At 67.1% G+C, this 24,289-nt stretch carries 20 protein-coding genes and 1 pseudogene; 12 read left to right on the top strand and 9 right to left on the bottom strand.

Going from position 1 to position 24,289, the window contains the following annotated elements; translation table 11 throughout:
• The first annotated feature begins 51 nt into the window (after positions 1–51).
• From sucB to ACFRAU_RS10405, 3 genes are all read left to right on the top strand, one after another.
• On the top strand, positions 52–1,788 hold the full coding sequence (gene sucB / locus ACFRAU_RS10415) for a 2-oxoglutarate dehydrogenase, E2 component, dihydrolipoamide succinyltransferase (protein ID WP_377999843.1): 1,737 nt from the start codon (positions 52–54) through the stop codon (positions 1,786–1,788).
• Between the two features lie 173 nt (positions 1,789–1,961).
• The gene (locus ACFRAU_RS10410; protein WP_377999842.1) at positions 1,962–2,315 is read left to right on the top strand and encodes a hypothetical protein; all 354 of its coding nucleotides are present in this window, start codon (positions 1,962–1,964) and stop codon (positions 2,313–2,315) included.
• A 149-nt stretch (positions 2,316–2,464) separates the two neighbouring features.
• The gene (locus tag ACFRAU_RS10405) at positions 2,465–2,893 is read left to right on the top strand and encodes an OsmC family protein (RefSeq protein WP_377990397.1); all 429 of its coding nucleotides are present in this window, start codon (positions 2,465–2,467) and stop codon (positions 2,891–2,893) included.
• A gap of 83 nt (positions 2,894–2,976) precedes the next feature.
• Here ACFRAU_RS10405 and ACFRAU_RS10400 read toward each other — a convergent pair whose 3' ends face one another.
• Positions 2,977–6,510, bottom strand: coding sequence for a S41 family peptidase (locus ACFRAU_RS10400; RefSeq protein ID WP_377999841.1), 3,534 nt, complete (start codon positions 6,508–6,510; stop codon positions 2,977–2,979).
• Between the two features lie 73 nt (positions 6,511–6,583).
• On the opposite strand from ACFRAU_RS10400, the gene ACFRAU_RS10395 reads away from it, so the two are divergent.
• Positions 6,584–7,477 carry a TIGR01777 family oxidoreductase gene (locus tag ACFRAU_RS10395; protein ID WP_377999840.1) on the top strand — a complete coding sequence of 298 codons (894 nt, stop codon included), beginning with the start codon at positions 6,584–6,586 and terminating at the stop codon, positions 7,475–7,477.
• Between the two features lies 1 nt (position 7,478).
• Here ACFRAU_RS10395 and ACFRAU_RS10390 read toward each other — a convergent pair whose 3' ends face one another.
• On the bottom strand, positions 7,479–9,470 hold the full coding sequence (locus ACFRAU_RS10390) for a protein kinase (RefSeq protein WP_377999839.1): 1,992 nt from the start codon (positions 9,468–9,470) through the stop codon (positions 7,479–7,481).
• 208 nt (positions 9,471–9,678) lie between these two features.
• On the opposite strand from ACFRAU_RS10390, the gene lipB reads away from it, so the two are divergent.
• The 4 genes and pseudogenes from lipB to ACFRAU_RS10370 all read left to right on the top strand — a co-directional run.
• On the top strand, positions 9,679–10,347 hold the full coding sequence (gene lipB / locus ACFRAU_RS10385; RefSeq protein ID WP_377997279.1) for a lipoyl(octanoyl) transferase LipB: 669 nt from the start codon (positions 9,679–9,681) through the stop codon (positions 10,345–10,347).
• Positions 10,344–11,363 (top strand): lipoyl synthase, encoded by a 1,020-nt coding sequence (gene lipA / locus ACFRAU_RS10380; protein ID WP_377997278.1) that lies wholly within the window; start codon positions 10,344–10,346, stop codon positions 11,361–11,363. The genes lipB and lipA overlap by 4 nt, the downstream gene beginning before the upstream one ends.
• Before the next feature lie 88 nt (positions 11,364–11,451).
• Positions 11,452–12,204, top strand: a complete 753-nt coding sequence (locus ACFRAU_RS10375; RefSeq protein WP_377997277.1) for a DUF4191 domain-containing protein — start codon at positions 11,452–11,454, stop codon at positions 12,202–12,204.
• 133 nt (positions 12,205–12,337) lie between these two features.
• Positions 12,338–12,640: pseudogene (locus ACFRAU_RS10370) on the top strand (DUF3817 domain-containing protein); the annotation flags it as partial.
• A gap of 9 nt (positions 12,641–12,649) precedes the next feature.
• Here ACFRAU_RS10370 and ACFRAU_RS10365 read toward each other — a convergent pair.
• On the bottom strand, positions 12,650–13,087 hold the full coding sequence (locus ACFRAU_RS10365; RefSeq protein WP_377997276.1) for an RDD family protein: 438 nt from the start codon (positions 13,085–13,087) through the stop codon (positions 12,650–12,652).
• Between the two features lie 272 nt (positions 13,088–13,359).
• Here ACFRAU_RS10365 and glnA (ACFRAU_RS10360) point away from each other — a divergent pair, with 272 nt between their 5' ends.
• Positions 13,360–14,784, top strand: a complete 1,425-nt coding sequence (gene glnA, locus ACFRAU_RS10360) for a type I glutamate--ammonia ligase (protein WP_377997275.1) — start codon at positions 13,360–13,362, stop codon at positions 14,782–14,784.
• A 120-nt stretch (positions 14,785–14,904) separates the two neighbouring features.
• Here glnA (ACFRAU_RS10360) and ACFRAU_RS10355 read toward each other — a convergent pair whose 3' ends face one another.
• The 5 genes from ACFRAU_RS10355 to glnA (ACFRAU_RS10335) form a co-directional block, all read right to left on the bottom strand.
• Complete coding sequence (locus ACFRAU_RS10355) at positions 14,905–15,570, bottom strand: hypothetical protein (protein WP_377997274.1); 666 nt, start codon at positions 15,568–15,570, stop codon at positions 14,905–14,907.
• A gap of 103 nt (positions 15,571–15,673) precedes the next feature.
• Entirely contained in the window at positions 15,674–16,189 is a 516-nt protein-coding gene (locus ACFRAU_RS10350; RefSeq protein WP_377997273.1) for a GNAT family N-acetyltransferase, read from the bottom strand.
• 6 nt (positions 16,190–16,195) lie between these two features.
• Positions 16,196–16,621 (bottom strand): VOC family protein, encoded by a 426-nt coding sequence (locus ACFRAU_RS10345; protein WP_377997272.1) that lies wholly within the window; start codon positions 16,619–16,621, stop codon positions 16,196–16,198.
• A gap of 21 nt (positions 16,622–16,642) precedes the next feature.
• Positions 16,643–19,654, bottom strand: coding sequence for a bifunctional [glutamine synthetase] adenylyltransferase/[glutamine synthetase]-adenylyl-L-tyrosine phosphorylase (locus tag ACFRAU_RS10340; RefSeq protein ID WP_377997271.1), 3,012 nt, complete (start codon positions 19,652–19,654; stop codon positions 16,643–16,645).
• A 9-nt stretch (positions 19,655–19,663) separates the two neighbouring features.
• Positions 19,664–21,004, bottom strand: coding sequence for a type I glutamate--ammonia ligase (gene glnA / locus ACFRAU_RS10335; protein WP_076798006.1), 1,341 nt, complete (start codon positions 21,002–21,004; stop codon positions 19,664–19,666).
• A 243-nt stretch (positions 21,005–21,247) separates the two neighbouring features.
• On the opposite strand from glnA (ACFRAU_RS10335), the gene panB reads away from it, so the two are divergent.
• Positions 21,248–22,153: a 3-methyl-2-oxobutanoate hydroxymethyltransferase gene (panB, locus tag ACFRAU_RS10330; RefSeq protein ID WP_377997270.1), complete on the top strand. Its 906-nt coding sequence runs from the start codon at positions 21,248–21,250 to the stop codon at positions 22,151–22,153.
• Between the two features lie 19 nt (positions 22,154–22,172).
• Here the strand turns inward: panB and ACFRAU_RS10325 are convergent, their stop codons facing one another.
• Positions 22,173–22,337 carry an SPOR domain-containing protein gene (locus ACFRAU_RS10325; protein WP_190603389.1) on the bottom strand — a complete coding sequence of 55 codons (165 nt, stop codon included), beginning with the start codon at positions 22,335–22,337 and terminating at the stop codon, positions 22,173–22,175.
• Positions 22,338–22,461: 124 nt separating this feature from the next.
• Here ACFRAU_RS10325 and map point away from each other — a divergent pair, with 124 nt between their 5' ends.
• Together map and ppgK are read left to right on the top strand one after the other, a co-directional pair.
• Positions 22,462–23,340, top strand: a complete 879-nt coding sequence (gene map, locus ACFRAU_RS10320; RefSeq protein WP_377997269.1) for a type I methionyl aminopeptidase — start codon at positions 22,462–22,464, stop codon at positions 23,338–23,340.
• Between the two features lie 80 nt (positions 23,341–23,420).
• On the top strand, positions 23,421–24,224 hold the full coding sequence (ppgK, locus tag ACFRAU_RS10315) for a polyphosphate--glucose phosphotransferase (RefSeq protein ID WP_377999838.1): 804 nt from the start codon (positions 23,421–23,423) through the stop codon (positions 24,222–24,224).
• Positions 24,225–24,289 lie beyond the last annotated feature (65 nt).

Raw genomic sequence — 24,289 nt, 5'->3', positions numbered from 1 at the left:
ACTGCAGCAATTCATCCGCACTTTTACATCAATAAGGAGAACGGGGACGACATGTCTGAATCCGTTAACTTGCCCGCCCTCGGTGAGAGCGTCACCGAAGGAACTGTCACCCGCTGGCTCAAGCAGGTAGGTGACCGGGTAGAGGTGGACGAACCGCTGCTCGAGGTTTCCACCGACAAAGTAGACACCGAAATCCCCTCTCCGATCGCCGGCGTCATCGAGGAAATCCTCGTCGCCGAAGATGAGACCGCTGAAGTTGGCGCTCCGCTGGTGCGCATCGGTGACGGCTCGGGTAGCGGCGCCGCCGAAGCACCGGCAGCAGCGCCCGCCGAGGAAGCACCGGCAGCACCCGCCGAAGAGGCACCTGCCGCTCCCGCTGAAGAGGCACCGGCCCAGGAAGCACCTGCCGCCGAAGCAGCACCCGCATCCTCCGGCGAGGGCCACGAGGTCACCCTGCCCGCCCTTGGCGAGAGCGTCACCGAAGGCACCGTCACCCGCTGGCTCAAGGCTGTTGGCGACACCGTGGAAATTGACGAGCCGCTGCTCGAGGTTTCCACCGACAAGGTAGACACCGAAATCCCGTCCCCCGTGGCAGGTACGCTGCAGGAAATCCGCGTCAACGAGGACGAGACCGCCGAGGTTGGCTCCGTCCTCGCCGTCATCGGCTCCGGCGCCGCTGCCCCTGCCGCGGCTCCGGCGAAGCCCGCCGAGGCTCCCGCCGCTCCCGCTGCAGAAAAGCCGGCACCGGCAGCTGCCCCGGCAAAGGAAGAGGCGCCCGCGCCCGCTCCCCAGGCTGCACCGGCACCGCAGGCAGCGCCCGCTCCCCAGGCCGCACCGGCACCGCAGGCTGCTCCCGCCGCAGGCGGCGAGTCCGGCTACGTCACTCCGCTGGTGCGCAAGCTCGCCAACCAGCACGGCGTGGACATCGCCGCCGTCTCCGGCACCGGCGTTGGCGGCCGCATCCGCAAGCAGGACGTCCTGGCCGCTGCTGAATCCAAGGCCGCTCCCGCAGCACAGGCAGCCCCTGCCGCTTCTTCGGCAGCCCCGTCGGCCGCTGCTTCCTCGCTGCGCGGCACCGTGCAGAAGGCTCCGCGGATCCGCCAGGTCATCGCCCGCCGCATGCGCGAGTCCCTCGAGGTCTCCACCCAGCTCACGCAGGTGCACGAGGTCGACATGACCAAGATCGCCAAGCTGCGCCTCAAGGCCAAGAACTCGTTCCAGGCCCAGAACAGCGTCAAGCTGACCTTCCTGCCGTTCATTGCCAAGGCCGTGGCCGAGGCCCTCAAGCAGCACCCGAAGCTCAACGCTGCGTACGACGAAGACAAGCAGGAGATCACCTACCACAACGCCGAACACCTGGCGATTGCGGTGGACACCGACAAGGGGCTCCTGGTTCCGGTCATCTCCGACGCCGGCAATCTCAACCTTGCCGGCCTCGCCGGCAAGATCGCCGACGTCGCCGGCCGTACCCGCGACGGCAAGATCGGTCCGGACGAGCTGTCCGGCGGTACGTTCAGCATCACCAACATCGGTTCCGTCGGTGCGCTGTTCGACACCCCGATCATCAACCAGCCGCAGGTCGGCATCCTGGGCACCGGTGCGATCGTCAAGCGCCCCGTCGTGGTCCAGGACGAGAACGGTGACGACTCGATCGCCATCCGCTCCATGATGTACCTGTCCCTCACCTACGACCACCGCCTGGTGGACGGTGCGGACGCCGGGCGCTTCCTGCAGACGCTGAAGGCCCGCCTCGAAGAGGGCGCGTTCGAAGCGGACCTGGGACTGTAACCAGCAGCCAATGACGACGGCGGTGCGGGCACCGGTGGATTGCCACCGGAAGCCCGTACCGCCGTCGTTATTTAAGGCGCTCCGCTGTCCGGTTAACACCGCCGGCACAGTGTTAACCGAGCTCACGCGTGGATTTGCTACAGGACGTAGAACAGACTGGCTAAGCTGGTGCCATGACTATTCTCTTTAGCATTCTGGTGTTCCTGCACGTTGTCGGAGCCGCCATGATCGTGGGCTACTGGATCGCCACGATGAAGCAGCCCACCGTGCACCCCCGCCAGCGCGACGGAGCCTTCCTGCAGTTGCTCACGGGCATCGCCATGATGGGCCTCCTTCCGCTGCTGCCCGACGCCCACCCGAACTACGCCAAGCTGGGCATCAAGTTCGTCATCGCCGTCGTTGTTGCAGTCCTGGCCGTCATTGGAGCGCGCAAGGTCAAGAACGGGCAGCCCGTCTCAACCGGCCTCGCACACGGCGTTGGCGGGCTGGCTCTGATCAACATCGCCATCGCCACCCTATGGAACTAATCGGTACTAGGCCGCAAAACCCGCAGTCCGGTCATAATCCACTGACAGCGGACAACCCGTGCACCGGCCGCACCGAATCCATAGGATTGGTAGCGGCGGGGGCGTTGGCAGGTGCCGGCCCCCGGATCGAATCAACGTTGAGGAGTGACATGGCTACAACACGCACCGCGCACACTGTATGGACCGGCAGCCTGACAGAGGGCTCAGGCAACACGACCCTGGACAGCTCGGGCCTCGGCACGTTCGACGTCACCTGGAAGGCCCGCACCGAAGCGGCAGGCGGCAAGACCAGTCCCGAAGAACTCATCGCCGCGGCACACTCCGCCTGCTTCTCCATGGCCTTCAGCCACGAGCTGAGCCAGGCCGGCTTCACCCCGGACGAAGTCAACACCAAGGCAGAGGTCGGCTTCCAGCCCGGCACCGGCATCACCGGCAGCCACCTGACCCTGAACGCCCGCATTCCCGGCATCTCCGAAGAGGATTTCCAGCGCATCGCCGAATCCGCCAAGAAGGGCTGCCCGGTATCCCAGGCCCTGACCGGCATCGAGATCACCCTGGACGCCACACTGGCCTCCTGAATCTAAGGCGCTGGTCTTTTAGGATCAGAAAGGGCCCTGTTCCCCTGGAGAAATCCAGTCGGGAACAGGGCCTTTTTGCTTTGCTAGGCGTCCGTGTGGCGGCGGGCCGGCAGCGGCTCCGGGCGCAGCCGGCGGTAGCCCTCGCGGGCCGGCGGCCGGTCCGTCGGGAGCTCCTGCACCATCTCCTTCAGCGCTGTGATGCCGGATTCCAGCTGCGGGTCCCGGCGGGCAGCATAGGCGTGCGGCGGGAACGTCACCTCGATGTCCGGAGCCACGCCGTGGTTTTCGACGCTCCAGCCCACGCCGCCACTGAACCAGGTGGCGTAGCGGGGCTGGGTCACGCCCGTTCCGTCGGCCAAGGTGAAGCGGTTGTCGATGCCGACGACGCCGCCCCACGTACGGGTGCCGATCACCGGTCCGATGCCACGCAGCTTGGACACCTGGGTGATGATGTCGCCGTCGGACCCGGCAAATTCGTCGGCCAGGATGATGACCGGGCCGCGCGGCGCGTGGTGCGGATACGTCCGCGGCTTTTCGCCGCGGGGCATGCTCCAGCCCGTCACCTTCCGCCCGATCAGTTCGGCCACAAGCTGGGAGGTGTGCCCGCCGCGGTTGCGGCGCACGTCCACGATCAGGCCGTCAAGCGCGGTCTCGGTGTCCAGGTCGCGGTGGAGCTGGGCCCAGCCGTTGGCCAGCATGTCCGGGATATGCAGGTAGCCGAACTTGCCGTCCGAGGCCTCGCGGACCGTACGGCGGTTGGCATTCACCCAGTCCTGGTAGCGGAGCCGTTCCTCATCCCGGATCGGGACGACGGCGATCCGGCGCTGGACTCCGGCTGATCCGCCGTGGCCGGCGCCGTTGCGGATGGTCAGTTCCACCGCGCGCCCCGCCGCGCCCACCAGTTGCCTGGCCGGGGTGAGCGACTCCGTGAGCCGCACGCCGTCAATGGCCAGCAGGACGTCGCCCGCCTTGGCGTCGGCGCCGGGCCGGGTCAGTGGCGATGTGGCCAGCGGGTCCGATGACTCGCCGGCCAGGATGCGCTCGATTTCCCAGCCCTCGCCGGTGAACGCGAGGTCGGCGCCCAGCCGGCCCTGGCCGTTGCTGCCGTTTTCGGTGGCCGCCGCCGGACGCACGTAGGCGTGCGACGTGCCGAGTTCGCCGTGCAGCTCCCACAGCAGGTCCACCAGGTCGTCATGCGATCCGAGCCGTTCCACGAGCGGACGGTAGCGGGCGTGGATGGAGTCCCAATCCTGGCCGGCCATGTCCTCTCTCCAGAAGAAGTCGCGCTGCAGCCGCCACGCCTCGTCGAAGGCCTGCCCCCACACGCTCAGCGGGTCCATCAGCACGCGGACGCGGGTGAGGTCCACTTTGACCAGCTGGCCGGAGTCCTCGTCGGCCTTGGCGTCGGAGGGCACCACCCGGACCTGCTTGTCGTGGACCAGGACCACTTTCTTGCCGTCAGCGGAAAGCCGGTAGCTGTCCAGGGCGTCCACGAGGGTGGTGCTCTTGCGCTTTGCCAGGTCGAAGCGGACCAGGCTCGGGGCGGCGTCCTTGTCCTCCAGGCTTGCCCTGCCCTCCCCGGTGACTCCGGCGAGGGCGCTGTCGAGCCACAGCAGCGCACCGTCGGTGGCGGTCAGCGCCGAGTAGTTGCCCTGCGGAACGGGGACGCTGATGACCCGGTGTGCGAGGCCTGCGGCGTCCACCCTGACGGCCGCCGGTGCCGTCCCGCCCTCGGCGGCCGTACCCTCCGCCCCTGTTTCGTCTGCCAAGGCAACGCCGGGGCCGAACGGCGAAGCAGTGTCCGCCGCCAGCGCCACGAGGTAGGGCTTGATCGGGCTGGGGAAGGACAGGTCGAAGGAATGGCCGTCGTAGACCGGATCGAAACTGCGGTTGGAAAGAAAGGCAAGGAACTTGCCGTCCGGGGAGAACGACGGCGATTCGTCCCGGAAGCGCCCGTCCGTCACCTCCACGATAGCCGGCTCTCCGGCACCGGTTTCCCGGGCGTCGGCGCGGACCAGCCGCAGCCGGCTGCGTGAGCCAAAGGATGTCACCGGTTCGGACCAGGCGAGCCAGACGGAGTCCGGCGACCAGGCGAGATCCTCAATGCTGCCCTCGCCAATACTGGTCACCGCCGTCAGCGTGCCGTCCCGGGTGTCAGCGACGTACAGGTCGCCAAAGGCGGTTCCGATGGCGATCCAGCGGCCGTCGGGGCTGGCTTCGATGGCGCTGGCGCGTGAAGGCCTGGGGAACCGGACCGTGAGCGGGCTTGATTCGCCCTCAGGGCCGGCGGTCGCGTGGCTGGCCGCAGTTTCGGTTGCCGCCCCGGCGGGGGCGAGGTCGGCCGCGGCGTCATCGGCCACTGGATGGATGGCACGGGGCCCCGCCACGCCCGCGGCGGAGACGGGGCTGGGCAACGGAACTGCAGGAGGCGCGGTTTCCTGCTCATCTCCGGCGGACTTGGTGTCCGGCGCGGCCGTGGTCTTGGCCGCTGGCGCGGCCTTTCCGGCTGCGCCGCCGCGGGCCGTGACCTGGGGCGCGATTTCCCTGATGATCAGGGCCTCGTCGCCGTCGTGATCTGCCACGTAGGCGATCCGGCCGCCGGGAAGGGGACGCGGCAGGCGGGCGCGGACGCCGGCCGTCGCTTCCACAACGCGGGACGGCCCATCCTTGTGGCGCAGCCAGTGGATCGTACCGTGGGACTCCACGGCGCTTGCTTCCCCGGTGGTGTCCGGCCGGACGTCACCGAGGTGTTTGGATACCTTGAGAAGTGAGGGACGGCGGCCCTGGGACGCCGATCCGAGCGTTACGTCCAGCCGGACGGCCTCGGACCCAAGGTCATGCAGGAGCCAAAGCTCACCGGCCGATTCGAAGATCACGCGCTTGCCGTCCGTGGAGGCATGGCGGACGTAGAAGTCCTCGTGGTCGGTGTGGCGGCGCAGGTCCCCGCCGCCGGGCAGAACCGAGTACAGGTTACCGTAGCCTTCGTGGTCGGAGAGGAAGGCGATGCGCCCGTCCACCCACATGGGATCGGCGAGGTTGCCGTCCAGCTCCGGCAGGAACCGCTCAAACTCGCCGTTTCCGTCGCCGTCAATCCAGAGCTTTCCGGCGGTGCCGCCCCGGTAGCGCTTCCACCAGGCCGGTTCGCGGGACAGCACACTGCCCACAACCACGGGCTTTTCGTCCCCGAGTTCCGGCCCGAAGGCCACGGACTCAACCGGCCCCAGCGGGAGCTCCTCGGCCCAGCCGCCGTCGGTGGACAGCCGGTAGGCATGCGTGTGGCGGCTCTCGGCCTGACGGAACGCGCTGGTGACCACGATGTCCCCGGCAGGGGTAAAGCCCTTAACCCGGGTAGTGCTGTGCCCGAAGAAGGTCAGCTGGCGGTATCCCCCGCCGTCGACATCGGCGATAACCACCTCGGGAGCCGTCCCCTGCACGACCGTCCAGACCAGCTTCTTTCCGTCCGACGTGAAGCGCGGGTTGCGGGCCGGCAGCTGGAGCGAGGAAACACGCCAGGCGCGGCCGCCGCCGAGGGGGGCAATCCAGACGTCGTCCTCGGCCACAAACGTGACCAGATCGCCGTGAACATGAGGGAACCGGAGGTAACTCGAAGAGGTCATCGTTCGATCATAGTCAACGTGACATGTGCCATCGGGGAGGTGCCCTGCCGTGCCGGACATGGTGAGATGGATCATGCGCATTGTCATGGCCGGCGCCTCCGGGCTCATTGGAACCGCACTCTCATCCCGCCTCGCCTCCGACGGGCACGACGTCGTCCGGCTGGTGAGGCGGCCGCCCTCGTCGCCGTCGGAAATCCCCTGGGATCCCGCCGCCGGTACCCTGGACCCGGCCTCCCTTGAGGGCGCCGACGCCGTGATCAACCTTTCGGGCGCGAACATCGGGGCCAGGCCATGGACACCGCGCCGGATCGATGAGCTGTTCCGGTCGCGCCTGGATCCCACGCGCACGCTGACCTCGGCGATGCGCCACCTCGACTCCCCGCCCCGGACCTTTATCAGCCAGTCCGGCGCAGGTTACTACGGAGACGCCGGGCACGCCATGCTGACTGAAGACTCGCCCGCCGGGCAGGGCATCATGGCGCGCATCTGCGTCGAGTGGGAAGCGGCAGCCCATGAGGCTCCCGCCGGAGTCCGCCTCGTGACCCCGCGGACGGCAGTGGTCCTGAGCAGGTCGGGTGGGGCCATGGGCCGCCTGCTGCCCATGCTGCGGTCCGGGATTGGCGGCCCGCTGGGCAACGGCCGGCAGTACTGGCCGTGGATTACCCTCCCCGACCTCACCTCCGCGTTCGCATTCCTCCTCACATCCGGCAACTCGGGCCCTGTCAATGTTGGGGCGCCCGAAGCCGCCGACCTCAACACCCTCGTGACCGGGCTGGCAAGGGCGCTTCACCGTCCTGCCCTGCTGCGCGTGCCCGCCCCGGCGCTGCGCCTCGTCATGGGCAGGCTGACGGACGAACTCCTTCTCGCGAGCCAGCGGATCGAGCCAACGTTGCTCAGGGAGAGCGGGTTCACCTGGCGGCATCCCTCGGTGGCGCTTGCCGCCAAATGGGTGGCCGGTGGCGAGTAGTTCAGGCCGCCGGCAGGATATCGGCGATGCGCCAGCGTCCCTCGGCCTTCACAAGAACCAGCCGCAGCCGGATGCCCTGCTGCCGCGCGCCGGTGGCCACGACGGCGCCTGCCGCCGACTGCTCCTTATAGGCCGAGGTCGATGACGTCACCGACACCACGGCCCTCGCAGCCGTGCTTTCGGGCAGGCGGCGGACGGCTGAGAGGCTTGTGCTGAAGCCGGCCAGCAGTGTCCCGGATTTCGCCAGGCCGGCCCGGATCCGTTCATCTGCGGCCTGAGCCGGGGTGTCCGGGGCGTTGACGGCATCGAGCAAGTCCAGCCTGCCCTCCCGCAGCGCCAGCGAACGCAGCTGCGCCAGTCCGAGGACCGCTTCCACAGGATCCTTCGCCGCGAGCCGCCGCCGGACATCATCGGGCAGGCCGGCCTCCTGTGCCGCAGCGCCTTGCGAGGATCCGGGGCTGCCGGTTGGAAGGACTGCCTCCTGCGCCGCCTGATCTGACTCGGGCGCCGCCGGCGCCGAGTCCGGAGCCGCCTGGCCTGAATCCCTTGCCGCCCCAGGAAGCCCCAGGAGCACAGCGCCGGAAAGCACCGCTGCTGTGAGCACGCCGCCCGCCGCTACCAGCCGGCGGCTGGTGTCCCCGGCGTGCTGCCCGTCCGCGGAGTGCCTGGCCGCCGAGTGCCTTGGCGCCTGGCTGGCCGCGACTGGCCGCGCCGCGGAGTGCCTAACCGTCGAGTGCCTTGGCGCCTGGCTGGCTGCGACTGGCCGCACCGTAGCGTGCCTGACGGTTCGCCTGGCCGCAGCTGGCCGCACCGCAGCGTGCCTGACACCGTGCCTGTCTCCGGCATCCCTGGCAGCCGGGCGCGGGAGCGATGCAGCCGGCGCCCCACGCGATGACAGCCGGCCCAACGCCCTTACCCAGCCGACGGTCTTCAACCGCCTTCCCCACGCGAACAGGCGCTTCTTCAGCCTCCCGCCGGACGGCGCTACGGGCCTGCGCGTCAGCAACTCGGGCAGAACGGTGTCATGCACCGAGCGGGACAGGTCCACTGGGGCCGCGGCCGCGCTGCGGTACACAGCAGTGGCCAGCTCGGCGGCAGGCGGACGTTGCCGCCGGTCATCGCTGAGTCCCGCTTCCAGCGCCGCCGCGAGTTCGGCCGGCACGTCCGGCACAAGAAGGGACAGCGGCGGCCTCACGGCTGACGGCGGAGGGGGCTGTCCGGTGAGGCAGTACCAACCCAAGGCGGCAGCAGCATAGACGTCGCGCTCCGGCTGAAGACCAGCCCGGACCGCGTCCACAGGAGCCGGATCCGCAAAGCCGTCGGTGTGCTCGGCAGGAACACCGGACGCGTCGCCCACCATCCGGGCGACGCCGAGGTCGGCCAGCAGCGGCTTTCCATGGGCGGTGAAGAGTACATTGCCGGGTGCGACGTCCGAGTGCGTAAAGCCCTTGCCGTGCAGATAGCCCAGTACCTGCGCGATCGGCGTCAGGACTGTGACCGTTTCCCCGACACCCAGGCTGCCCCTCGCCGTGACCAACTGCTGGAGCGAACCCCCGGCCGCGTAGTCCATCAGAAGACCAAAGCCGCCCCCTGCAGGTTCATCCGTTTCGACCACGCCGTAAGCCTTCACCAGGTGTTCGTGGTCCAGGACAGACATGACCAGAAGTTCACGGCGGACATCCTCTTCCCGGGCCATGGCCGGGTGTGCGTCAGCAGCGTTGCTTGATTCACCGCTGCCGGCTTCACCACTTCCGGATTCACCACTGCCCGGCCGGCCGAAACACTTGAGGGCCAGCTTCACGCCGGTGGTGTCCTGCGAAACCAGCCACACGTCGGCGCTGCCGCCACGGCCCAGCCGGCGGCATACAGAGTAGCCTGCGACGGCAGGTGCCGCCCCTGCCGAACCGTGCGTGTTCGCGCTGCGGACTTCCGGGCTGTGGTTTTCCAGACTGTGATTTTCCTGACTGCGCATGTCCAGGCTGTGGTCATCCAAGCTGTGGTTTTCCCGGCTGTGATCATCCAGGCTGTGCTCGTCCATGGGTTAAGGAGTACCGGAAACCGGCAATTCCTGCAGAAGTTATCCACAGGCAGGCCCGGGCGCGCGGCCCCGACTAGGAATGGCGCAGAATGTGACCAGGGCCGGGGTGAGAGCTTGGGCACACTGCCGGGCAGGACGCCGGCTGAGGTCTAAGCTGGAACGCATGACTCTTGAGTTCACAAAGCTCGGTCTTGCCCCGGATTTCGTCGATTACAGCCACGCCTGGGAGATCCAGCGCGAAATCCATGAAAATGTCCTGGCCGGCAAGGCCCCCAGCACCGTACTCCTCCTCGAACATGCCGCCGTCTACACGGCCGGAAAGCTGACCGAGGATCACGAGCGGCCCTTCGACGGCACCCCCGTGGTTCCCGTGGACCGCGGCGGCAAGCTCACCTGGCACGGGCCGGGCCAGCTCATCGGATACCCGATTATCAAGCTGAAGAACAAGGCCGGCATCCGCGACTACGTGGAACGGCTGGAGGCCGTGATCATCGCGGTGCTCGCGGATTACGGCATCACCGCCGTCCGGATCAAGGGCCGTGCAGGTGTCTGGATCGAAGAGGACGCCAAGGGCCCTGCCCGCAAGATTGCCGCCATCGGCATCAGGGTCAGCCAGGGCGTGACCATGCACGGCTTCGCCATCAACTGCAACAACGACCTCGCACCGTACGGCCAGATCATCGCCTGCGGAATCACCGATGCCGGTGTCACCACCATCGCCCTGGAAACGGGCCGCGACGTGTCCCCCGCCGATCTCGTTTCGCGGATCACCGAGGAACTGCGCAACAATGAAGACGCCCTAGTTGCAACCCCCGAAGGAGCTCTCCTGTGACACTGGCACCAGAAGGCCGGAAAATGCTGCGGATCGAGCAGCGCAATGCGGCCACCCCGGTGGAACGCAAACCGGACTGGATCAAGGCCAAGGTCCAGATGGGCCCCGAGTTCGTAGGCCTGAAGAACCTGGTCAAAAAGGAAGGCCTGCACACCGTCTGCGAAGAGGCCGGCTGCCCCAACATCTTCGAATGCTGGGAAGACAAGGAAGCCACCTTCCTGATCGGCGGCTCCGAATGCACCCGCCGCTGCGACTTCTGCCAGATCGACACCGGCAAACCCTCCCCCGTGGACAGGTTCGAACCCACCAAGGTGGCCCGCTCCGTCCAGGCCATGCAGCTGCGCTACGCCACCGTCACCGGCGTCGCCCGCGACGACCTCGAAGACGAAGGCGTCTGGCTCTACGCCGAAACGGTCCGCAAGATCCACGAACTGAACCCCGGCACCGGCGTCGAACTCCTCATCCCGGACTTCTCCGGCAAACCCGAGCACATCGCCGCGATCTGCGACTCCAAACCCGAGGTCTTCGCGCACAACGTCGAAACCGTGCCCCGGATCTTCAAGCGCATCCGCCCCGCGTTCCGCTACGAACGCTCCCTGGACGTCATCACCCAGGGCCGCAACCTGGGCATGGTCACCAAGTCCAACCTGATCCTGGGCATGGGCGAAACCCGCGAGGAAATCTCCGAGGCCCTCCGCGACCTCCACGGGGCCGGCTGCGACCTGATCACCATCACCCAGTACCTGCGCCCCTCCGAACGCCACCTCCCCGTGGACCGCTGGGTCAAACCCCAGGAATTCGTCGACCTGCAGCACGAAGCCGAAGAGATCGGCTTCCTCGGCGTCATGTCCGGCCCACTGGTCCGCTCCTCCTACCGCGCCGGCCGGCTCTGGGCCACCGCGATGCGCAAAAAAGGCCGCGACATCCCCGCCGCACTCGCCCACATCGCCGACGCCATCCAGGACTCCGGAACCACCCGCCAGGAAGCCAGCACCCTGCTCGCGGCGCACCAGTAGCACTAGGTATTTCCCATGGCCAAGGGCCGGATGCCGGAACTTTTCGGCGTCCGGCCCTTTGTCGTGGATCACGTAGAATTAAGGCACTATGGCGAACTCCCCTGACTCCAGCAACAACACTCCTGCAGCCGCTGATGGCTCCAAGCGCGGTCTCTTTGGGCGCAAGCCGGAGGCCGTGAAGGAAAAGAAGCCCAGCCGGCTTAAGCAGATCCGCGAGGTCTTCAACATGACCCGCCGCCACGACCCCATGGTCCCGTGGCTCATGCTGCTGGCATTCCTGGGCGTCGTGGCCGTCAGCCTCATTGTTGGCCTGTTGCTGAATAACTGGATTACAGGCCTGATCATCGGCATCCCGCTGGGTTTCCTGGCGGCAACATTCATCCTGTCCCGCCGGGCCGAGCGGGCTGCCTTCGCGCAGATCGAGAACCAGCCAGGAGCGTCCGGCGCTGCCCTCAGCACGCTGAAGCGCGGCTGGATCACCGAGGAGCAGCCCGTGGCTGTCAACCCACGGACCCAGGACGCCGTTTTCCGCGCTGTCGGGCGTCCCGGCGTCGTGCTCGTTGCTGAAGGCCCCACCCACCGCGTGCGCCCGCTGATCGAAGGCGAACGCAAGAAGCTGGCGCGCATCCTTCCCAATGTCACCATCCACGTCATCGAAACCGGGCGCGGCGAGGGCCAGGTCCCCATCAGCCAGGTGGCGAAGAAGATGAACAAGCTCAACAACGAGCTCACCAAGACCGAGGTGAGCGCCGTGTCCAAGCGCATCTCGTCGCTGGGCAGCCGCCTGCCGATCCCCAAGGGCGTGGACCCCTACAAGGCCCGTCCCCAGCGCGGACGCTAATCCGCCTGATCCGCCCCGGGGCCGCCGCACCTGCGCCGGCCCCGGGGCGTTTCTCGTTTGGGCGGCATTGCCCGTGTGATCGGTATTTTGAAAACCAGCCAGACCCCAGCCCCTACAGAAGCCGGAGCCTCCTGTGAAACTCCCGTCCGCCGTCGTCCGGGTCTTCCGCCTGCTGGCGGTGGCCGAAGCCTTCAGCTGGGCCGCGCTCCTCACCGGCATGTACTTCAAGTGGGTCGCCGGGACCACCGAACTCGGCGTGGAGATTGCCGGCCCGGTGCACGGTGCGCTGTTCATCGGCTACGCCGCGGCAGCCCTTGTCCTGTGGCGGCTGCAGCGCTGGCCGTTCCAGGTGGCGCTGTTCGCCGGCCTCTCGGCGGTTTTCCCCTTCGCCACGGTCCTGTTTGAACGGTGGGCGCTCCGCCGGGGACACCTCTCCCCCGGGCGGCTACCTGCGGACGAGGACCGTGTTCATGGCCTTGTCATGGAGTCCGCGCTGGTCGGGGTCAAAGATGACCGCCGGGATCACCAGGCAGAGCAGGACCGTGCGGACCAGGGCGGCCAGCGGGCCGGCCGCTGAGCCGTCCGGCTTCACCACATGGATGCCCATCACCCGGTGGCCGATGCTGTAGCCCAGGGTTCCAATCAGCAGGATCTGCTCCGCCGCAAAGACGCCAAGCGTGGCCATGGAATTGCCGGCCAGGAACACGTTGCTGATCAGCAGCGCGATGGTCCAATCGATGGTGATCGCCAGGATCCGCCGGCCTGCGCGGGCCATGGACCGCGGGCCTGACTCGGGAAAGCCGAGCCGTTCCCCCGGGTACTTGGAAATGCCGGAAGTGTCCGGCCCGCTGAGCCACGAACCGATGTCTTTGCGATCTACCACCCGCCAAGTTTACCGAGCCGCTCGCGACGCCGCGGACGTTCACACTCTGGATAGGCATGGACCACAGTGTGGACACCGTATAGCGTTTACATATCAGTAGGTTCTGTAACCTGCCGGAAACAAAGCGGACACGGACGGGAAACCCCGAATCCCTAGGGTGGTACCAGTTGCTAGCGAGCCAGGAGCGGGGCACTTTTGTGTTTCCGCCCCATTGGATTGCGCTGGACCACTTGGCTTTCTAGCCAGATATTACATATGCGTAAGGAGCATAGATGTTCAAGACTGCGGACGAAGTCCTCAAGTTCATCAAAGATGAAGACATTCGGTTTGTCGATATCCGCTTCACCGACCTCCCCGGCGTTCAGCAGCACTTCAACGTGCCCGCCAAGAGCGTCGACGCGGACTTCTTCGTCAACGGCCAGCTTTTCGATGGTTCCTCCATCCGCGGCTTCCAGGGCATCGCCGAGTCTGACATGCAGCTCATCCCGGACGTCACCACCGCGTTCCTGGACACGTTCCGCATGGAGAAGACCCTTGCGCTGAACTTCTCCATCGTGAACCCCCGTACGGGCGACCCGTACCACCGCGACCCGCGTGGCGTGGCTGAAAAGGCTGAAGCCTACCTCGCCTCCACCGGCATCGCCGACACCGCGTTCTTCGCTCCCGAAGCAGAGTTCTTCGTGTTCGACAACGTCCAGTACAAGTCCTCCCCCGAGGGCAGCTTCTACAAGATCGACTCCGAAGAAGCGCACTGGAACACCGGCCGCGAGGAAGAAGGCGGAAACCTCGGCTACAAGACCCCCGTCAAGGGCGGTTACTTCCCGGTTTCCCCGACCGACAAGCAGGCCGACCTGCGTGACGCTATGTGTGTTGCGCTGGACGAGGCCGGCCTCGAGGTCGAGCGCAGCCACCACGAAGTGGGCTCCGCCGGCCAGGCCGAGATCAACTACAAGTTCACCACGCTGACCCACGCGGCTGATGACCTGCAGAAGTTCAAGTACGTCATCAAGAACACGGCCGACGCCTGGGGCAAGTCCGTCACGTTCATGCCGAAGCCGGTCTTCGGTGACAACGGCTCGGGCATGCACTGCCACCAGTCGCTCTGGAGCAACGGCGAGCCGCTGTTCTACGACGAGAAGGGCTACGCCGGCCTGTCCGACACCGCCCGCTGGTACATCGGCGGCCTGCTGAAGCACGCCGACGCTGTTCTCGCGTTCACCAACCCGACGGTCAACTCCTACCGCCGTCTGGTCAAGGGCTTCGAAGCCCCGGTCAACATGGTTTACTCGCAGGGCAACCGCTCCGCCGGTATCCGTATCCCGATCACGGGCTCGAACCCGAAGGCCAAGCGCATCGAGTTCCGCGCTCCGGACCCCTCCTCCAACCCGTACCTGGCCTTCGCTGCCCAGCTGATGGCCGGCATCGACGGCATCCGCAACCGCATCGAGCCGCCGGCTCCGATCGACAAGGACCTCTACGAGCTCCCGGCCGAAGAAGCCAAGGACATCCCCAAGGCTCCGGGCACCCTCGAGGAAGCACTGGCAGCACTGGCCGAGGACAACGAGTTCCTGCAGGCCGGCGGCGTGTTCACCCAGGACCTGATCGACACCTGGATTGAGTACAAGTACGAGAACGAGATCCGCCCGCTGTCCCTGCGCCCGAACCCCTACGAGTTCGAGCTCTACTACGGCGTCTAGTCCGACCCCTCGGGAGACCCTCCTGACACCGCCAAGGGCGGCCACCGGTTACTGACCGGTGGCCGCCCTTGGCCGTTCTCTGGTACATGGACGTTTTTCGGTCACTCCCCCCGGCTTCGGTCACGTTCCCCCGCAGGGTTCCTCGGCGTACCGTCCCCAGAGGGAGTCCGGACCGGTGCCGCCATAGGCTTCCTGGTCTCCCCGCAGCGCGCGGCACAGAATTCGGGAGTCCGCGAAACTCCGCTGCATGTAGGCCTCCCAGTCCGTGCGTTCGGAGGTGAAGGCCTGCGTGCCCATCTGGTACTTGAGGTGGGCGAAGTGGTCAAGGATGCGGTGGGCTGTCGCTTCGGCCCGGGCCGCCAGGTGCTGTGCCTCCAGTTTCGCCGCAGGGTCGGGGATTACCGACGGGTCGGGCAGTTCCTGGCGGTGCCAGAAGTACGGCTGCAGCTCGACGTTGTCCACGAAAATCCTGTCGATCTCCTGCTGCTGGGCATAGAGCGAGGAGGCAGTACTGCTTTCCAAAGTGCTTCTGATCCCCACGTACTGGTACGCCGCCGCGATGAGCGTGGCCGCGACGCCCGCTCCGATGAGCAGCAGCTCGGCCCTCCTGAGCCTCCTGGCACGGCTGCCCTTCGCCTCCGCTTTGGCATGGTCCGCATCCTGGCGTGCCGCATCGCGGAGCCTTTGGCGCTGCGGAAGCTCACGCGCCGAAAGCTGGCTCCAGGCGTGCTGAGACCGGGAGCCAGCCTGTTCCGGCGAGTGCCTCCGAGACGAAGACCTTTTCAAGCCTTCCCCCCAACAAGGTTTGAAGTGCACTGCCAAGACACAGCGTAGGCACGCCCCCGTACCGGCGCAACGGTCCGGCGGCGTTTCGGCGCGGGACCAGCCGTCAGAAGGCGGCGTACATGGTCCGCTGCGGACCGGCGTCGCCGCCCAGATAGACGCCTTTGTCCGCAAAACCCGCCTTCACGTAGGCGCCCTGCCCGGCGGGGTTCCGCTCGTTGACTGAAAGCACGACGCCGGCCTGGCCGCCTCCCAGCCTGGCCGTCAGTTTGGCGGCCGTCGCCACTGCCGCACAGGCGGCCGCCTGGCCCAGGCCCTGGCCCTGCCGGCGCCTGTCGATCAGGAACCCGCGAAGCAGCCAGGCGGATTCGTCGTCGGGCCAGCCGGCGAGCCCGGCTGCTCCCGACTGCAGAGTCAGCACACCGGCCGCCCTGCCGCCCGCCTCGATGACATAGGGCCTGCGGGACCCGTCTTCGAGCCCTGCCAGCATCATGCGCAGAGGCTCGCCCACAAACTCCCGCTGACCGGGGGCGAGTTCCAGTTCCGCCACGGCACCCAGTTGGATGGCCCGGGCATCGGCATCCAGGTCCCGCAATGGAATGAGCCATACGTCCGGCCTCATGATCCGTCAGGAGGCAGGTGCCGCCCCGTCGGCGGGCGGCCCCGCCGGATCCATCCACATGACCTCCCAAAGGTGCCCGTCCGGATCCTGGAAGCTGTGGCTGTACATGAAGCCGTAATCCTGGGCCGGCTGCGATTCGGTTCCGCCCGCGGCCAGGGCCTTGCCCACCATCTGGTCCACGGCATCCCGGCTGTCCACCGAAAAGGCCATGATGGCCTCGGTGGCCGAGGTGGCGTCCACGATCTCCTTGGCGGTGAACGTCTTGAAGAACTTCTCCACGAGGAGCATCACGAAGGCGTCGTCATTGATCACCATGCAGGTGGCGTTCTCGTCCGTGTAGTCCTGGTTGAAAGTAAAGCCAAGCGCAGTGAAGAACTGCACGGATTTATCGAGGTCCCTGACGGGCAGGTTCATGAAGATTTGGGTAGCCATGCGCCCAAACCTAGCACCGGTTCAGTGGCCGTAGAAGACCTTCTCAAACACGGCACGGGCCCGCCGGCTCACCCTCAGATAGTCCTCTTCGAAGGCCGCGGCCATCCCTTCCTCAAAGCCGCACCATCTGGCCACGGCCTCCAGGTCGCGCCGCGAGGAGGGCAGCAGGTCGGAAGCGCGGCCCGTCCAGATCACGTTCGCGGAACGGATCCTGCTGGCCAGCCGCCACGCGGCGGCCAGCAGGCGGGCGTCGTCGTCTTCCAGCAGTCCCAGCGTGGCGGCCGCGTGAAGAGCCTTCAGGGTGGACGTGGTGCGCAGCTCGGGGTGGTTGCCGGCGTGCTGGAGCTGCAGCAGCTGCACCAGCCATTCCACGTCGCTCAGGCCGCCGCGTCCCAGCTTAAGGTGCCTGGCAGGATCGGCGCCGCGGGGCAGCCGCTCGGATTCCACCCGCGCCTTGATGCGGCGTATCTCCCGGACGTCCGCGTCGGAGACGGCGTCCGGGTAACGGATGGGGTCGATCAGCTTCACGAAGTCGGCCGCGAGCCCGTCGTCGCCGGCGATCGGCCGGGCGCGGAGAAGTGCCTGCGCCTCCCAGATGAGCGACCAGCGGCGGTAGTACTCGCCGTAGGACTCCAGTGACCGGACCATGGCCCCGTTCTTGCCCTCGGGGCGGAGGTCTGCGTCCACGGCAAGGACCCGCTCGGCCATGATCGCGGGCTTGAGCGGCTGCGTCAGAAGCGTTGACAGATGGCCCACGATCTTTGCGGCCTGCTGCTGGGCTTCATCGTCCGTGGCTCCGGGCAGCGCACGGTGGACATACAGGACGTCGGCGTCGGACCCGTAGCCGATCTCCAGCCCGCCCTGCCTGCCCATGGCCACCACCAGCACCGACGTCTTCAGCGGGCCGGCGGCAGAGACAATGTTTTCGGCCACCCGCAGCGCGCCCAGAATGGCGGCGCGGTCCGTCTCGGCCAGCGCCGCCCCCACCTGTCCCTGCCGGAGCAGGCCGGCGCTGTCCGCGATGGCGATCCGCAGGATTTCACGGCGCCTGATGAGCCGTATCAGGCGCATGGCGCTTTCCGGGTCCGCATGCCGGGACATCTTGGACGTGATCTCGTGCCACTGCGCCTCAAAGCTGAGCGGCGCCAGTTCCTTATCCGTCCCCAGCCACGACACCGATTCCGGCGAGACTTCAAGAAGGTCGGCAATGAGCCGGGAGTTGGACAGCATATGGCACAGCCGCTCGGCCGCCGCCGCCGAATCGCGGAGCATGCCAAGGTACCAGTGCGTGGTGCCGAGGGCCTCGCTGATCCTGCGGAAGGCGAGCAGGCCGGCGTCGGGGTCCACGCCCTCGGCCAGCCAGCCGAGGAGGATGGGCAGCAGCTGCCGCTGCAGGGCGGCCCGCCGGCTGACCCCGGCGGTCAGGGCCTCGATGTGGCGGAGTGCGCCCTGCGGGTCCCGGTAACCCAGCGCCGCGAGCCGGCCCTGCGCGGCCTCCGGAGTCAGGCGTGCGTCCTCGCTGCTGAGCTTGGCGGCCGTGTTCAGGAGCGGACGGTAGAAGATCCTGTCGTGGAGTTCGCGGACGGAGCGTTTGGTCTTTTGCCACGCGGCCAGCAGGGCGTCGGGGTGCGGCCGGTCCGTGGAGAAGGGGCCCAGCACTGCCTTGGCCAGGGTGCGCAGGGGCTCCTCCTTGACCGGCATGAGGTGGGTGCGGCGGAGCTGGAAAAGCTGGATGCGGTGCTCAAGCAACCGCAGGTACCGGTAGGCCTGGTCGAACGCGGCCGCGTCAGCCCGGCCGATATAGCCGCCGGTGGACAGCGCGGCAATGGCCGACGTCGTGTCTCGGCGGCGGAGGGATTCGTCCGACTTGCCGTGCACCAGCTGGAGCAGCTGGACGGTGAATTCGACGTCGCGAAGTCCGCCGCGGCCCAGCTTGATCTGCCGCTGTTCCTCGGCCGGCGGAATGTGTTCGGTCACCCGGCGGCGCATTGCCTGCACGGATTCAACGAATCCGTCGCGGTTCGCCGAGGTCCACACGAGCGGTGACACGGCCTCCTCGTAGCGGGCGCCCAGCTCTGCGTCGCCCGCAATGGTCCGTGCCTTCAGGAGCGCCTGGAACTCCCAGCTTTCCGCCCAGCGGGCGTAATAGCTCTGGTGCGAAGCCAGGGTCCGGACCAGCGGGCCGGACTTTCCTTCCGGCCGGAGGTTGGCGTCAACTTCCCAAAGGCCGGGCTCGCGCGCCGGGGAGGAAATGGCCCGCGAGATGCCGGAGGCCAGCGCCGTGCCGATGGTGTTGGCGCGGGCGTCGTCCAGCTCACCTGCCTCCACCACATAGATGACATCGACGTCGGAAATGTAGTTCAGTTCCCGGGCTCCGCATTTGCCCATTCCGATCACCGACAGTGCGACGTCGGCGACCTCCCCGGCGTCGAACTTCCCCGCCGCTTCGGTGCGGGAGACCGCCAGGGCCGCCTCAATGGCTGCCCCGGCCAGGTCCGCGAGTTCAGCGCCGACGGCGGGCATGAAGTCCAGCGGGTCAGCGGCGCAGAGGTCCTTGACGGCAAGATCCACCACGCCCCTGCGGTAGGCGGTGCGGAGCGCCTCGTAGGCCTCAGGGCCCGAGATCCCCGCCACCGGCCGGGCCGCGTTCGGATCGGCGCGGACCGACCTGAGCAGCTGGGCACGCAGCTCGGCCGGATCGGCCTGGAGCGGTTCCGGGCTGGCGGTCACGCTGAACGCGTCGAGGTGCTCCGGGTGCCGGATCAGGAACTCACCCAGCGCCTCGCTGGCGCCCAGGACCCGGTAGAGCGGTTCGCTCACCTCGGTGTCCGCCGCCGCCAGCTTCCTCAGGTCCGGATGCTTTTCGATCAGCCGGACCAGGGACTGCAGCGCGGCATCCGGGTTCGCCGCCAGCTGCAGGCCCGCAAAGAGGATGTCCTGGTCAATGCCTTCCAGCTCGGGGGCAGCAAGGAACCGTTCGCCCTTTTCGAGGTCACTGAAGCCGGCGGTAATGAGCCGGCGGGCCAAGCTCACCCCAGCCGCCTAAAGGATGGCGAGGTTGCGCTGCAGCTCATAGGGGGTCACCTGCAGGCGGTAGTCCTGCCACTCCGCCCGCTTGTTGCGCAGGAAGTGCTCGAAGACCTGTTCGCCCAGGATCTGCGGCATCAGTTCCGAGTCCTCCATGGCACGGATGGCGTCGTGCAGGCTGGCGGGTAGGGGGTCGTGGCCCATGGCCCGGCGCTCCGCGGAGCTCAGCGACCAGATGTCGTCCTCCGCCGCTGCCGGCAGCTCGTAGCCTTCCTCGATGCCCTTCAGCCCGGCGCCCAGGAGTACGGCGTAGGCAAGGTACGGGTTGGCGGCCGAGTCGATGCCGCGGTATTCGATCCGTGCGGACTGTCCCTTGCCCGGCTTGTACAGCGGGACCCGGACCAGGGCGGAGCGGTTGTTGTGCCCCCAGCTCAGGTAGCTGGGTGCCTCTCCCCCGCCCCAGAGGCGCTTGTAGGAGTTCACGAACTGGTTGGTGACAGCGGTGAATTCGGGGGCGTGCTTGAGAATGCCGGCGATGAACTGGCGCGCCGTCTTGGAGAGCTGGAACTCCGCACCAGCCTCGAAGAAGGCGTTGGTGTCACCTTCGAAGAGCGAGAAGTGCGTGTGCATGCCCGAACCCGGGTGGGCCGTGAAGGGCTTCGGCATGAAGGTGGCGTACGTGCCCTGCTGCAGCGCCACCTCCTTGATGACGGTCCGGAAGGTCATGATGTTGTCCGCCGTCTGCAGGGCGTCCGCGTAGCGCAGGTCGATTTCGTTCTGGCCCGGGCCGGCCTCGTGGTGGCTGAACTCGACGGAGATACCCACGGATTCCAGCATGGTCACGGCGGTACGGCGGAAGTCCTGGGCCACGCCGCCGGGGACGTGGTCAAAGTAGCCGCCCTCGTCCACCGGAATGGGTGAACCGTCGGGGCCGGGCTCCTGCGACTTGAGCAGGTAAAACTCGATCTCGGGGTGCGTGTAGCAGGTGAACCCCATATCGGCGGCCTTGGCCAGGGTCCGCTTCAGGACGTTGCGGGGATCCGCTGCCGAGGGCTCGCCATCGGGAGTCAGGATGTCGCAGAACATGCGGGACGTCTGCTCCGTCTCACCGCGCCAGGGAAGGATCTGGAAGGTGGACGGGTCCGGCTGGGCCAGCATGTCCGACTCGAAGACACGGGCAAGGCCTTCGATGGCCGAGCCGTCGAAGCCGAGGCCCTCGTCGAAGGCACCTTCGACCTCCGCAGGCGCCAACGCCACCGACTTGAGCGAGCCCACGACGTCGGTGAACCACAGGCGCACAAAACGTACGTCGCGCTCTTCGATCGTGCGCAGGACAAACTCTTGCTGGCGGTCCATGAAGGCCTCTTCTCCGGTCTACGTTCATGCCCCGGTCCGTCCACGACGGAGCAGCGGCAGCTCACGAATCACTTTACTAAGCATTTAGGCATGATGCTGGCGCGGCTGCGCCGTGTAACACAGCGTTAACACTCGACCGGAGAACAGACCGCCCCACCCGGACAATCCCGCTATGACGCGAATCACCCGGCATCCCATGGCGGCCGGTGGCTAGCACGGCGGGTCCCGGACTACGCTCTAGCCATGGCCCCAAGCAGCAGTCCCGATCCAAGCACGTCCGCTGAAGTACCTGCACCCTACGGGAACGGCCCCTCGGCAGCTGCAGCGCCGCCGTCGGAATCCGCACGGAAGCCGCTCTCCCGGATCCGCACGCACCACCTGCAGCAGGCGAAGACCAGCGGCGAACATTTCGCCATGCTCACGGCGTATGACCAGTACACGGCAGAGATCTTCGACCAGGCCGGCATCGAGGTTCTGCTGGTGGGCGACTCCGCATCCAACAATGTCTTTGGCAACGAAACCAGCCTTCCCGTCACCGTCGACGAGCTGCTACCGCTATGCCGGGCCGTCACGCGCTCCGCGAAGCGCGCCCTGGTGGTGGCGGACCTCCCCTTCGGCAGCTACGAGGTTTCGCCGCAGCAGGCCGTGGCCACCGGAGTGCGCTTCCTCAAGGAGGGCCTGGCGCACGCAGTGAAGCTCGAGGGCGGCAAGTTCTACGCCGACACGGTGAGGGCGATGGTCCAGGCCGGCATTCCGGTCATGGGCCACATCGGTTTCACGCCCCAGAGTGAGCATTCCCTGGGCGGCTACCGCGTGCAGGGCAGGGGCGAGGACGCCGCGCGGCTCGTCGAGGACGCCGCTGCACTGGCCGACGCAGGCGCGTTCTGCGTGCTCATGGAAATGGTTCCAGCGGAAACGGCAAAGGCCGTGGACGCTGCCATTTCCGTGCCCACCATCGGAATCGGCGCAGGCAATGCCACCACTGGGCAGGTTCTGGTCTGGCAGGACATGGCCGGCCTCCGCGGCGGCAGGATGGCCAAGTTCGTCAAGCAGTACGCGGACCTGCGGACCGTCCTGAGCGACGCGGCCAAGGCCTACGGCGAGGACGTCCGGTCGGGACAGTTCCCCGGACCGGAGCACTCGTTCTAGGGTCAGTCGTCTTCCAGGGTCAGTCGTCGTCGCCCTTTTCCCAGGATTCGTTGCGCGCCTTGACCTTCTCGAGGGCGTGTTCCGCCTCTTCCCGGGTCTTGTAGGGACCGATCAGCTGGGTCCAGTCCGACATCGCGTCTTCCTCCACCATGTGGGTCTTGACGTTGTACCAGTACTCGGGCATCGGAGCTCCTCGCTTTCCGGTTAACGGCGCACTGCCGCCGTGATCCACGTAACGTAACCCGGAACGGTCGCCGCCGGGCGCATTAATTTACATGGCGTTCTGTGCTGCCTTATATGATCAATCTATGCCTTCCTTAGCCTCGACCGCACCCACCGGCACGCTTACCCCGGGAACCGTCAGCCCGCAGCGGTCTGTTCCCGCGGCGATCCCGCGGCCGGAGTACGTCGGCAAGCCAGGCCCGGCCAAATTCACCGGGTCAGAGGTCAAATCACCGGAAACCATCGAGAAGATCCGGGTGGCCAGCAGGATCGCCGCGCAGGCCATCGTGGAGGTGGGCAATCACATCCGGCCCGGCATCACCACCGACGAACTGGACCGCATCGGCCACGAGTTCCTGCTGGACCACAACGCCTACCCGTCCACGCTGGGGTACCGCGGCTTCCCCAAGTCCCTGTGCTCGTCGCTGAATGAGGTCATCTGCCACGGCATTCCGGACACCACGGTGGTGCAGGACGGCGACATCCTCAACATCGACATCACCGCCTTCATCGGCGGGGTGCACGGCGACACCAATTACACCTTCCTGGTGGGCGATGTGGACGAGGAGTCGCGGCTGCTGGTTGAACGGACCAGGGAGTCCCTCAACCGCGCCATCAAGGCCGTTGCCCCCGGCCGCCAGATCAACGTGATCGGCCGCGCCATCGAGTCTTACGCCAGGCGCTTCGGCTACGGTGTGGTCCGCGACTTCACCGGACACGGTGTAGGCGAGGCCTTCCACACCGGGCTGATCATCCCGCACTACGACGCCGCGCCCGCCTACAGCACCGTGATCGAGCCCGGCATGGTATTCACGATCGAGCCCATGCTGACCCTCGGCACCATCGAATGGGACATGTGGGCCGACGACTGGACGGTCGTCACCAGGGACCACAAGCGCACCGCGCAGTTCGAACACACGCTCCTCGTCACCGAATCCGGTGCCGAGATCCTTACCCTTCCCTGACGCCAGGCAACCGCCCGCGTCATTCGGGCAAGTCCCGCTTGCCCAGCCCAAGCCCCTACCCTGCCACGAACGGAATTCCATTGGCCAAGAAGGACGAAAAGACCCGCAAGAACGCCCCGCTGATCGGCATCGACATCGGCGGAACCGGAATCAAGGGCGGCATTGTCGACCTGAAGAAGGGCAAACTGATCGGCGAGCGTTTCCGCCTGGCGACCCCGCAGCCGGCCACGCCGGAAGCAGTGGTCGAGGTGGTGGCCAAGGTCGTCGAGGAACTCTCGGCCCGTCCCGACGCGCCCGAGGCTGACAGCCACATCGGCGTGACGTTCCCCGGCATCATCCAGCACGGTGTGGTCCATTCCGCCGCCAATGTGGACAAGAGCTGGCTCAACACGGACATTGATGCGCTGCTCACGGCGCGCCTGGGCCGTCCCGTGGAGGTCATCAATGACGCCGACGCGGCCGGCCTGGCCGAGGCCCGCTACGGCGCCGGCGCCGGAATGGACGGCACCGTCCTGGTCATCACGCTCGGCACCGGCATCGGATCCGCGTTCATCTTCAACGGCCGCCTGGTACCCAACGCCGAACTCGGCCATCTGGAGATCGACGGCTTCGACGCCGAGAGCAAGGCGTCCGCTGTGGCCCGTGAAAGGGACGGCCTCAGCTGGGAGGAATACAGTGTCCTGCTGCAGCGCTACTTCTCCCACGTCGAGTTCCTGTTCTCCCCCGAGCTCTTCATCGTGGGCGGCGGCATCTCAAAGCGCGCCGATGAATACCTGCCGCACATGAAGCTGCGCACCCCGATCGTTCCCGCCGAGCTGAAGAACGAGGCCGGCATCGTGGGCGCTGCCCTCGAGATCGCCGTCAAGCACGAACTGGCCAAGTAAACCGCGCGCGGGCCGCGGCAAACACGGCCCGCCAAAAACGCCGAAGGGCGGCAGACCCCGTGTCC

The sequence above is a fragment of the Arthrobacter sp. NPDC056691 genome (assembly GCF_042791415.1).
In the GTDB taxonomy this organism is placed as follows: Bacteria; Actinomycetota; Actinomycetes; order Actinomycetales; family Micrococcaceae; genus Arthrobacter.
Note: the sequence above shows the minus strand (reverse complement) of the source record. Positions and strands in the feature narration are given on the sequence as shown.

Coding starts and splice junctions, on each gene's coding strand:
- sucB (WP_377999843.1), top strand. CDS start 52: ATGTCTGAATCCGTTAACTTGCCCGCCCTCGGTGAGAGCGTCACCGAA.
- glnA (WP_076798006.1), bottom strand. CDS start 21,004: ATGGACCGCCAGCAAGAGTTTGTCCTGCGCACGATCGAAGAGCGCGAC.
- ACFRAU_RS10325 (WP_190603389.1), bottom strand. CDS start 22,337: ATGCCCGAGTACTGGTACAACGTCAAGACCCACATGGTGGAGGAAGAC.
- ACFRAU_RS10405 (WP_377990397.1), top strand. CDS start 2,465: ATGGCTACAACACGCACCGCGCACACTGTATGGACCGGCAGCCTGACA.
- ACFRAU_RS10350 (WP_377997273.1), bottom strand. CDS start 16,189: ATGAGGCCGGACGTATGGCTCATTCCATTGCGGGACCTGGATGCCGAT.
- lipB (WP_377997279.1), top strand. CDS start 9,679: ATGACTCTTGAGTTCACAAAGCTCGGTCTTGCCCCGGATTTCGTCGAT.
- glnA (WP_377997275.1), top strand. CDS start 13,360: ATGTTCAAGACTGCGGACGAAGTCCTCAAGTTCATCAAAGATGAAGAC.
- panB (WP_377997270.1), top strand. CDS start 21,248: ATGGCCCCAAGCAGCAGTCCCGATCCAAGCACGTCCGCTGAAGTACCT.
- ACFRAU_RS10345 (WP_377997272.1), bottom strand. CDS start 16,621: ATGGCTACCCAAATCTTCATGAACCTGCCCGTCAGGGACCTCGATAAA.
- ACFRAU_RS10400 (WP_377999841.1), bottom strand. CDS start 6,510: ATGACCTCTTCGAGTTACCTCCGGTTCCCTCATGTTCACGGCGATCTG.
- ACFRAU_RS10410 (WP_377999842.1), top strand. CDS start 1,962: ATGACTATTCTCTTTAGCATTCTGGTGTTCCTGCACGTTGTCGGAGCC.
- map (WP_377997269.1), top strand. CDS start 22,462: ATGCCTTCCTTAGCCTCGACCGCACCCACCGGCACGCTTACCCCGGGA.
- ACFRAU_RS10395 (WP_377999840.1), top strand. CDS start 6,584: ATGCGCATTGTCATGGCCGGCGCCTCCGGGCTCATTGGAACCGCACTC.
- ACFRAU_RS10375 (WP_377997277.1), top strand. CDS start 11,452: ATGGCGAACTCCCCTGACTCCAGCAACAACACTCCTGCAGCCGCTGAT.